Origin of the sequence: Amycolatopsis tolypomycina (genome assembly GCF_900105945.1) — a bacterium.
GTDB lineage: Bacteria > Actinomycetota > Actinomycetes > Mycobacteriales > Pseudonocardiaceae > Amycolatopsis > Amycolatopsis tolypomycina.
The window spans coordinates 8,163,178-8,172,406 of record NZ_FNSO01000004.1; the positions used below are offsets into that span (position 1 = coordinate 8,163,178).

Here is a 9,229-nt window from a genome sequence, read left to right on the forward strand (position 1 = left end):
CTGGAAGGAACTCAGGGACGCCGGACGGCGTCCTCGGCACCGTACCCGGCGGGGCTGACGGGGGTCGCCGCGCCATTGACCGCGTCGAGGCTTTCGAGCAGGTGTTTCCCGATCAACGCGTCTTCCGGCAGCGGGATCGGGTACTCGCCCGAGAAGCACGCCGTGCACAGCCGCGACTTCGGCTGTTCCGTGGCCGCTACCAGGCCGTCCAGGGAAATGTAGCCCAGGGAGTCGGCCCCGATCGAGCGCCGGATGCCGTCGGTGTCGACGCCGTTCGCGACCAGCTCGGCCCGCGAAGCGAAGTCGATGCCGTAGAAGCACGGCCAGCGCACGGGCGGCGACGCGATCCGGACGTGCACCTCGAGCGCGCCGGCTTCCCGCAACATGCGGACGAGCGCGCGCTGGGTGTTGCCGCGGACGATCGAGTCGTCCACCACGACCAGGCGCTTGCCGCGGATGACGTCGCGCAGCGGGTTCAGCTTGAGCCGGATGCCCAGCTGGCGGATGGTCTGCGACGGCTGGATGAAGGTGCGCCCGACGTAGGCGTTCTTGACCAGGCCGGTGCCGTAGGGGATACCCGAGCCCTGCGCGTAGCCGATCGCGGCCGGGGTGCCCGACTCCGGTACCGGCATCACCAGGTCGGCCTCGACCGGCTGCTCGGCCGCGAGGCGGCGGCCGATCTCGACGCGGGTGGCGTGCACGCCGCGGCCGGCGATCGTGGTGTCGGGGCGGGCCAGGTAGACGTACTCGAACACGCAGCCCTTGGGGTCCGGGTTCGCGAACCGCGAGGACCGCAGGCCCTCGGCGTCGATGGCGATCAGCTCGCCCGGCTCGACCTCGCGGACGAACGACGCGCCGACGATGTCGAGGCCCGCCGTCTCGCTCGAGACGACCCAGCCGCGCTCGAGCCTGCCGAGCACCAGCGGGTGCACGCCGTGCGGGTCACGCGCCGCGTACAGCGTGTTTTCGTCGGAGAACACCAGGCAGAACGCGCCCTTCAGGGTGGGCAGCAGCTCCATGGCCGCGGCCTCGATGCCCTTGTCGGCGGCGTTCGCGGCGAGCAGGCCGCAGATCAGGTCGGAGTCGCTGGACGAGCCGGTGAGGCCCGCGTGCGGCTTCAGCCCCGCTTCGATGGTGCGTTCGCGCAGCTCGGCCGTGTTCACCAGGTTGCCGTTGTGCGCGAAGGAGAGGCCGCTGCCGGTCTCGGTGGTGCGGAAGATCGGCTGGGCGTTCTCCCAGATGGTCGCGCCGGTGGTCGAGTACCGGCAGTGACCGACGGCGATGTGGCCCTGCAGCGACTGCAGGATCTGCTCGTCGAACACCTGGCTGACCAGGCCGAGGTCCTTGAAGACCACGATCTGCGAGCCGTCGGAGACGGAGATGCCGGCGGCCTCCTGGCCCCGGTGCTGCAGGGCGTAGAGGCCGTAGTAGGTCAGCTTCGCGACTTCTTCCCCGGGAGCCCAGACGCCGAAGACGCCACACTCCTCACGGGGTTCCGGTTCGGGCTGGTCGGACACGAGCTGCGGGTCGGAAACCACCGAGGAGCTCCTGGGAAGACGTGGTCAGGCCGATTTCAGTGTAGACGGTGCGGGCATGAGTCAGGCCCCGCCCGGCGTGGTTCTGACCACTTCGGACGGGGCCCGCAAGCCTGTTCCGCTAACACGCGTCGGGCAACGAAAGGATCTCCGCCAGCACCTGCGCGCCTTCCCCGCGGCGGCGCCACAGCCACCGCTCCGGCTCGAAGATGTTCTCCTCCGAGCCGGGCATCCTGGTCGCCACGACGTCGTCCTCGGCGTTGAGCCGGACCACGTCCACCACGTCGTCGTGCACCCGCACGCCGACGACGGCGAGGACCTCGCCGCGCTCGTCGGCGGGGTGGACGAACTGGTAGCCGCGAGCCACCAGCTCCTGCAGACCGGTCTCGATGTCGAAGACGGGGGCGACGGCCTCAGCCGAGGACATCGTCGAATTCACCGTCCTTCGCGCCCGCCAGGAACGCCGCCATCTCGGCGCGCGTGTAGACGAGCGCCGGGCCGGTCGGGAAGCGCGAGTTGCGCATCGCGATCTCGCCGTTGGACAGCGGCGCGACCTCGACGCAGTTGCCGTTGAAGTTGCTGTAGCTCGCCTTGCGCCATGCGACACCGGTCAGCCGATCAGCCGGGACGCCGTTCTCGAATCGCTCAGCCATGATCCCACCTCTCGCAGCAGAAAAGCCTTCCGGACGATGCATCTGCATGTGCATTTGCCCGCGTGTCCGAGGCTAGCACGTGTGCTTGCAGCGGTAAATGCACGTGCAGAATTTCTTGCAAAGTTCTCGGACGGTAAAGAATCAGCTGGTCGAGCTTACCCTGTCGGGTGACAGATACTCGCCCTAACGGGTTAACCGCTACGCCAAGTTACCGGTCAGCGGGCAGCACCCGGCACCGCCGAATCGGGTACAGGCAAGGCTTTCTAGATCTCCTGGCGACGCTTCGCGAGCATCCCCCGGCTCCGCTCCGGAGTCTCCGCGTCGACGGCCAGCATGTCGAGCGCGCGGCTGTACTTTTCGATCTCTTCGCGCTTCTCGATGTAGTGCGCGCCCGTCAGGTACTCGACGTAGGCGATGTTCGGCAGTTCGGGCTCGCCGAACCGCAGCAGCGAAAAAGCGTGTTCCGCGGAGAGGCCGCTGCTCTCGTACGGCAGCACCTGGATCGACACGTGCGGCAACGCGCTCATTTCCAGCAGGTATTCGATCTGCTGCTTGAGGACCTTCGGGCCACCGATCGGGCGGTGCAGCACCGACTCGTCGAGCACCATCCACACGCGGGGCGCGTCCGGCCTGCTGAACATCTTCTGGCGGCGCATCCGCAGCGCGACGAGCTGGTCGACCCGCTCGTCGGCCATGTCCGGGCGGCCGTGGCTGAAGATCGCTCGTGCGTACGGCTCGACCTGCAGGAGGCCCGACACGTAGATCGGCTCCCAGATCTGGATTCGCGCGGCGGCTTCTTCGAGGCCGACCAGGTCGGTGAACCAGTTCGGCATGGTGTCGCCGAAGCGCCGCCACCAGCCCGGCTCGTTCGACTGCTTGACCATGTCGAGGAACGCCCGGCGCTCGGCCGGGTCGTCGACGCCGTACATCGTCAGCAGGTCGGTGACGTCGCGTTCCTTGAACCCGACCCGGCCCAGCTCCAGCCGGCTGATCTTGGACTCGGACCCACGGATGTTGTAACCGGCCTGCTGACGGGTGATGCCGGCCTCTTCGCGGAGACGGCGCAGTTGCGAGCCGAGGATCATGCGGCGCGCCGTCAGGCCGATGTTCTGTTCACCTGCGGACGCGTTCACCGCGTTCATTCCCGGCCCTTCCGCGCTCACGTCACCAGGGGGTTCTAGCCCGACTACCGAAAGTACACGTTGAGGCTTCTTGCGCAAAGGGGTGACCCGGTTTACCCCATGCGCGCGTCGTCCTACTGTACGTAGAGCACGAGACTTTCAACACAAAACTTGCGAGGTTCAAGATGCCCGACGCCGCGACCCGGACCGAACGAGTTCCCGTGGGGGTCGACCCGACCCGAGCGAGCATCGCGCGCGTGTACGACGCCTTCCTCCTCGGGAAGGACAACTACGAGATCGACCGGGAGGTCCTGCACAAGGTGCAGAAGGCCGCCCCGGAGGCACAGGACCTCGCGTTCGAAAACCGCGGCTTCCTGATCCGGGCCTGCCGCTTCCTCGCCAGCCAGACCGGCATCACGCAGTTCCTCGACTGCGGCTCCGGCCTGCCGACCGCCGAGAACACCCACCAGGTCGTCCAGCGGATCAACCCGGAGATCAAGGTCGTCTACGTCGACAACGACCCGGTCGTGCTCGCCCACGGCCGCGCGCTGCTCGAAGAGAACGAGAACACCCACTTCGTCGCCGAGGACATCTTCGAGCCGCAGCGGATCCTCGAGCACGAGGCCGTCCGGCAGCACATCGACTTCTCGCAGCCGGTCGCCTTCCTCCAGCTGGGCACGCTGCACCACTACAACGGCCCGCACGAGCGGCCGGCGGAGATCATGAAGGAGTACGTCGACGCGCTGCCGTCGGGCTCGTTCGTGGCGATCTCGCACTTCTTCGACCCCGAGGACGAGGACTCCGCCACCGCCCGCAAGATGGAGGACTTCTTCCTGCACAGCCCGATGGGCTCGGGCACCTTCCGGACGCAGAAGGAGATCGAGGACCTGTTCGCCGGCCTCGAGATGGTGCCCCCCGGCGTCGTCCGCTGCGCCGACTGGTGGCCGGACGGCCCGCGGCTCAAGGAGCTCAACGTGGCCCAGCGGACCATCGCGGGCGGGATCGGCCGCAAGCCGTAGCCCCTGTCCCCGGTCCCGTCCGTCAGAGCCGGACGAGGGGGAGCCAGTGGGACAGGTCGGCCCGGGTGCCCGACGCGGACACCCGGCCGGCCGCCACTGCCGTGGTCCAGTCCAGTTGCCCGGTGGCCAGTTCGAGCCACGTGCGCGGGTCGGTCTCGATCACGTTCGGCGGGGTGCCGCGGGTGTGCCGCGGGCCCTCGACGCACTGCACCGCGGCGAAGGGCGGCACCCGCACCTCGACCGTCCGGCCCGGCGCGTCCGCCGCCAGCGCGCGCAGCGACAACCGCACCGCCGCAGCCAGTTCCGGGCGCGCGGGAGCGGGCTCGCCGCCCTGCAACCACGGGGAAACCGCCAGCACCGCCGCACGTAACTGTCCGGGGTCGACCGAACGCGAAGAGGCCATGGGCAAACAGTAGAGTGGCGCACCAAGACTTGGCAGGCACACCCGAGAACGTGGGGATGACGATGGCGCAGCGGGACGAGGCGGATCGGATGGTTTCGCAGCAGCCCACCGGAAGCGGAGCCGATCGCCCCGGCGGCAGGCACGGCAAGCACGACCGCACCGCGCGTCGCGACGGCCGGCAGGCGCGCCGCTCCGGCAAGCAGGGCACGCCCGAGATCACCGAGGAGATGCGCGCGAACGCCCGCGCCAACCCGAACAGCTGGCTCTACGTCATCGACGAGGCCTTCGACCCGAACGGCCCGGTGCCGTCGTGGGCGGTCGTCGGCGCCTACCCGGTGAACGACGCCGGCGACGTCGTCGCCGACTTCCACCCCAACGACCGCTACCGACCCTCGCCCAAGGCGCTCGGCTTCCCGGAACCGGCGAACGACCTCGAGCACCTGCTGCAGCTCGTCCGCACCGAGCACCGCCCGCCGTCCGACCTGCCGAAGGTCGTCCTCGACGCGACGCTGTTCGTCTACGCGATGTCGCCGGTGCAGCGGACCGTCATCGGCTTCCACAACACCGACGGCCGGGTCATGGTGCCCGCCTACACGCGCAAGTCGCTCGTGCCGCGCGAGTGGCCGCACGCGCGGGCCGTGGTCGGGCGCGACATCGTCGACCTCCTCGGCGGGCACCCGGTCGCGATCAACCCGCACGACCTCATCACGGCCGTCGTGCCGGCTGAGCACCTGATGAAGGCCATCGCCGAAGAACGACGCTGACCTGCGGCTCCCACTCGATCGAGTGATCATCGACTCGCCGATCCGGCGACGCCGGTGCATGGTGAGGCTGAAGAAGTCTCACGAGATCGGTGGGGAGCCAGAGGGTGAAAAGACGTTCGCTGCCCTTCGCCGCCGTCCTCGCGGCCACCCTCCTCGTGGCCGGGCAGGCGACGGCGAAGGCCGACGACATCTACGCCGGCGCCCAGGACCACTTCGCGGGTTCGCAGATCGCCAAGGTCGAGGGCGTCGGCGAAGCGCCGGACGTGCTGTACGGCGGTGAAGACCAGGTGCTCGGCCACGACGTCAGCGGGCACCAGGGCCCGGTCGACTGGCGGGGCGCGGCCGGCTCGGGCGCCAAGTTCGTCTACGTCAAGGCGACCGAGGGCACCGGCTTCGTCAACCCGCAGTTCGCCCAGCAGTACAACGGCTCCTACAAGGCCGGCCTGATCCGCGGCGCCTACCACTTCGCCCGGCCGGACATCTCCGACGGCGCGGCGCAGGCGCGGTACTTCCTGGCCCACGGCGGCGGCTGGTCCGCCGACGGCAAGACCCTGCCCGGCGCGCTCGACGCGGAGTACAACCCGTACGGCGAAACCTGCTACGGCAAGGACGCCGCGGGGATGGTCGCCTGGATCCGCGCGTTCTCCGACACCTACCGCGCGGCGACCGGCCGTCCCCCGACGATCTACACGTCGACGAGCTGGTGGAAGCGGTGCACCGCGAACAACGGCGGCTTCGGCGCCAACCCGCTGTGGATCGCGCGCTACAACACCTTCGTCGGCGAGCTGCCCGCCGGCTGGGGCGTGCACACGATCTGGCAGTTCGCCGACCGCGGAACCCTGCCCGGCGACCAGAACTGGTTCAACGGCTCGGCGGACCGGCTGCTCGCCCTCGCACTGGGCTGAACGGCCCAGCATTTCCAATAATAGGTGTTAACCCGTCACCAATTAACGATCTTCTTCCCGGGAAAATCACCCACACGTATACCCAATTTCACGGAACTGAGTGACAAACGCCACTTCGTCCTCAACAATCGTGCTCGGGCGGCTACCTGCAGTAAGCCGCTCGTCGCGAGGGTATCTGTGAAGGGATCCAACGATGTCCACATCCCGAAGAGGGCGGCTGTTCGCTGCCCTGGTCGTCCCGGCCACGCTGCTCCTGCTCGGCAGCACGGCCCAGGCGGCGACCTTGTCCCCCGAAGTCGACCCCGTGGCCGCGATCAACGCGGACATCGCACAGCACAACCACGATCTGGGGTCGCAGATCCGGCGCGTCGAAGGCGACAAGTCGACGCCGGACACGCAGCGGGCGGCGCAGCAGCCGCAGCCCGGCCAGGCCATCCCCGGCCAGGTGCTGGCCACGGTGGCCGGCATGGACGTCGCCAGCTACCAGGGCAACGTCGACTGGGCGTACTGGTGGAACCAGGGCAAGCGGTTCGTCTGGACCAAGGCCACGGAGAGCACCAGCTACACGAACCCGTACTTCGCGCAGCAGTACAACGGCTCCTACAACCAGGGCTTCATCCGCGGCGCCTACCACTTCGCCACCCCGAACACCTCGAGCGGCGCGGCGCAGGCGCGGTACTTCGTCGCCCACGGCGGCGGCTGGTCGAAGGACGGCAGGACGCTGCCGGGCGCGCTCGACATGGAGTACAACCCGTACGGCGCGACCTGCTACGGGCTGAGCAAGGCGGGGATGACGTCGTGGATCCTCGACTTCCACGACACGTACAAGTCCCTGACCGGGCGCTGGCCGGTCATCTACACGTCGACGAGCTGGTGGAGCAGCTGCGTGAGCGGTGACTTCTCCAGCACGGCCCCGCTGTGGGTCGCGCGGTACTCGTCGTCGGTCGGCACCCTGCCCTACAACTGGGGCTTCTACACCGTCTGGCAGTACACCTCGAGCCCGCTCGACCAGGACACCTTCAACGGTGCCTACGACCGGCTCCAGGCGCTCGCCAACGGCTGACCCACCCCGGCCCGGCTCCCGGATCGTGACGGGTTCGCGTCGTCACGATCCGGGAGCCGGTTTCATGCCGTACCGTCCGGGCATTGCAGAATGCTGCAGTCACGTCCTGGGGAACCGCACGCGCCCACCGGACGTCGGAAGCGCACGAACCCCAGCGCCCGGAAGGCACGGACCCATGACCTACCCGCCTCAGCCCGGCCAGCCTGATCCGTACGGCCAGCCGCAGTCCGGCGGCGTCCCGCAGCAGCCGTACCCCCAGCAGGGCGGGTGGGACCCCAACCAGCAGCAACAGCCGTACCCGACGCAGCAGTACCCGCCGGCCTCGGGCGGGTTCCCGGCCAACCCGCAGCCGACGTGGGGCGACCCGTACGCCCAGCAGCAACCGCAGCAGTCGGCGTGGGCGGACCCGAACGCGCAGCAGTACGGCCAGCAGGCGTGGGACCCGAACGCGGCCGCCGGCCAGCTGTCCGGCTGGGACCCGGCGACCGGCGGCTACTCGCAGGGCTTCGGCGGGCCGCCCGCGCCGCCGAAGAAGAGCAAGACCGGGATGTGGATCGCCATCGGCGCCGCGGTGGTCGTCGTGCTCGCCGTGGTGGGCGTCACGGGCTTCGTCGCGCCAGGGTTCTTCCTGTCGAAGGACGACACCAACACGGCGGCGCCGGCGTCGAGCACGTCCGCGAAGCCGACGGCGCCGAAGTCGACGACCAAGAAGCCGCCGTCCGGCAGCGAAGGCGGCAGCTCGGACGGCAAGGCCGTGCTGCAGGCTTCGTCGACAAGCTGAACGCGGGCGACAACGCCGGCGCCGTCGCCATGGGGTGCGCCGACTCGAAGCAGCAGATCAGCTCGTGGCTCGAGACGTTCTCGAGCCGCCGCTGCAGTTGCAGCTGAGCGACATCCCCGCGAGCAAGTCCCTCGTCGTGGCCGAGGTTTCCGGCACGTCCGCCGGCAAGCCGGTCCAGGGCACGCTGAGCGCCACGAACTTCGACAAAAAGGGCTTCTGCGTCAGCACGATGCTGGTGTCCTGAGCCGGTGAAACTCTGGCGATCGCCGCTGGCGTGGACGTTCCTCGCGTCGGTGGTGCTGCTGCTCGGGGTCGGCGGCTGGCTGCTGGCCGACCCCGCCACCAGCCGCAGCGACGCGCTCAAGACCGGCGGCCTGGCCGGCGGTGCGATCGTGGCGTTGTACGCGCTGTGGCTGAACGACCGGCGCCGCCGGGTCGAGGAACGGCGCCAGGACATCGAGCGGCAGCGGCACGAACTCGAGGCGCAGCGCGCGGAACAGGACCGCGAGCGGGTGGCGGACGAGCGGTTCGCGAAGGCGGTCGAGCTGCTCGGCCACGCGGCCGACCAGGTGCGGGTGGGGGCTCTGCACGCGCTCGCGGGGTTGGCGCGGAGCCGGCCGGGCTACACGCAGACGGTGCTGGACGTGCTGTGTTCCTACCTGCGGCGGCCGTTCGACTACACCCGGCCCACGTCCTCGGACGAGGACCCCGATCCCGAGCGGGAACGCGAGCTCACGGTCCGGCTCACGGCGCAACGGCTGGTGTCGGACCTGCTCCGGCGCGCGACGACGACGCCCCGGCGTACGACCTCGACCTGACCGGCGCCCGGCTGGAGTACCTGGACCTGTCGGGCAAGCTGATCGGCGGGCTGCTGCTGCGGTACGCGTCGCTGCACAGCACCACGAACCTCAGCGGCTGCCGCTTCAAAGGCCGGGTGTACTTCACCGCCGCGGGCACGCAATCCGGTCGCCAGGTGGGTTACTTC

Annotated in this window: 11 protein-coding genes and 1 pseudogene; 7 read left to right on the forward strand and 5 right to left on the reverse strand. The window is 69.4% G+C overall.

What is annotated here, in order from left to right; genetic code table 11:
• Positions 1-11: 11 nt before the first annotated feature.
• From purF to BLW76_RS47485, 4 genes are all read right to left on the reverse strand, one after another.
• Positions 12-1,538 (reverse strand): amidophosphoribosyltransferase, encoded by a 1,527-nt coding sequence (gene purF / locus BLW76_RS47470; protein ID WP_091304777.1) that lies wholly within the window; start codon positions 1,536-1,538, stop codon positions 12-14.
• Between the two features lie 118 nt (positions 1,539-1,656).
• Entirely contained in the window at positions 1,657-1,962 is a 306-nt protein-coding gene (locus BLW76_RS47475) for a hypothetical protein (RefSeq protein ID WP_091304778.1), read from the reverse strand.
• Entirely contained in the window at positions 1,949-2,188 is a 240-nt protein-coding gene (locus tag BLW76_RS47480; protein ID WP_091304779.1) for a DUF397 domain-containing protein, read from the reverse strand. The genes BLW76_RS47475 and BLW76_RS47480 overlap by 14 nt, the downstream gene beginning before the upstream one ends.
• A gap of 263 nt (positions 2,189-2,451) precedes the next feature.
• Positions 2,452-3,330 (reverse strand): helix-turn-helix domain-containing protein, encoded by an 879-nt coding sequence (locus tag BLW76_RS47485; RefSeq protein WP_091319277.1) that lies wholly within the window; start codon positions 3,328-3,330, stop codon positions 2,452-2,454.
• A 200-nt stretch (positions 3,331-3,530) separates the two neighbouring features.
• Between BLW76_RS47485 and BLW76_RS47490 the strand changes: the two genes are divergently transcribed.
• Entirely contained in the window at positions 3,531-4,328 is a 798-nt protein-coding gene (locus BLW76_RS47490) for an SAM-dependent methyltransferase (RefSeq protein ID WP_167384554.1), read from the forward strand.
• Between the two features lie 22 nt (positions 4,329-4,350).
• Here BLW76_RS47490 and BLW76_RS47495 read toward each other — a convergent pair whose 3' ends face one another.
• Positions 4,351-4,731 carry a sterol carrier family protein gene (locus tag BLW76_RS47495; RefSeq protein WP_167384481.1) on the reverse strand — a complete coding sequence of 127 codons (381 nt, stop codon included), beginning with the start codon at positions 4,729-4,731 and terminating at the stop codon, positions 4,351-4,353.
• Positions 4,732-4,787: 56 nt separating this feature from the next.
• Between BLW76_RS47495 and BLW76_RS47500 the strand changes: the two genes are divergently transcribed.
• The 6 genes and pseudogenes from BLW76_RS47500 to BLW76_RS47520 form a co-directional block, all read left to right on the forward strand.
• Complete coding sequence (locus tag BLW76_RS47500) at positions 4,788-5,495, forward strand: type VII secretion system-associated protein (protein WP_091304784.1); 708 nt, start codon at positions 4,788-4,790, stop codon at positions 5,493-5,495.
• 104 nt (positions 5,496-5,599) lie between these two features.
• Positions 5,600-6,400: a lysozyme gene (locus BLW76_RS47505; protein WP_091304785.1), complete on the forward strand. Its 801-nt coding sequence runs from the start codon at positions 5,600-5,602 to the stop codon at positions 6,398-6,400.
• A 193-nt stretch (positions 6,401-6,593) separates the two neighbouring features.
• Entirely contained in the window at positions 6,594-7,463 is an 870-nt protein-coding gene (locus BLW76_RS47510; RefSeq protein WP_091304786.1) for a lysozyme, read from the forward strand.
• Between the two features lie 175 nt (positions 7,464-7,638).
• Complete coding sequence (locus BLW76_RS47515) at positions 7,639-8,244, forward strand: hypothetical protein (RefSeq protein ID WP_244170648.1); 606 nt, start codon at positions 7,639-7,641, stop codon at positions 8,242-8,244.
• A gap of 64 nt (positions 8,245-8,308) precedes the next feature.
• On the forward strand, positions 8,309-8,488 hold the full coding sequence (locus BLW76_RS50335) for a hypothetical protein (RefSeq protein WP_244170649.1): 180 nt from the start codon (positions 8,309-8,311) through the stop codon (positions 8,486-8,488).
• A 4-nt stretch (positions 8,489-8,492) separates the two neighbouring features.
• A pseudogene (locus tag BLW76_RS47520) lies at positions 8,493-9,229 on the forward strand (pentapeptide repeat-containing protein); the annotation flags it as partial.

Bases quoted from the DNA above. Each gene is read 5' to 3' on its own strand.
- BLW76_RS47475 (WP_091304778.1), bottom strand. From the start codon at position 1,962: ATGTCCTCGGCTGAGGCCGTCGCCCCCGTCTTCGACATCGAGACCGGT.
- BLW76_RS47480 (WP_091304779.1), bottom strand. From the start codon at position 2,188: ATGGCTGAGCGATTCGAGAACGGCGTCCCGGCTGATCGGCTGACCGGT.
- BLW76_RS47485 (WP_091319277.1), bottom strand. From the start codon at position 3,330: ATGAACGCGGTGAACGCGTCCGCAGGTGAACAGAACATCGGCCTGACG.
- BLW76_RS47495 (WP_167384481.1), bottom strand. From the start codon at position 4,731: ATGGCCTCTTCGCGTTCGGTCGACCCCGGACAGTTACGTGCGGCGGTG.
- BLW76_RS47500 (WP_091304784.1), top strand. From the start codon at position 4,788: ATGACGATGGCGCAGCGGGACGAGGCGGATCGGATGGTTTCGCAGCAG.
- BLW76_RS47510 (WP_091304786.1), top strand. From the start codon at position 6,594: ATGTCCACATCCCGAAGAGGGCGGCTGTTCGCTGCCCTGGTCGTCCCG.
- BLW76_RS47515 (WP_244170648.1), top strand. From the start codon at position 7,639: ATGACCTACCCGCCTCAGCCCGGCCAGCCTGATCCGTACGGCCAGCCG.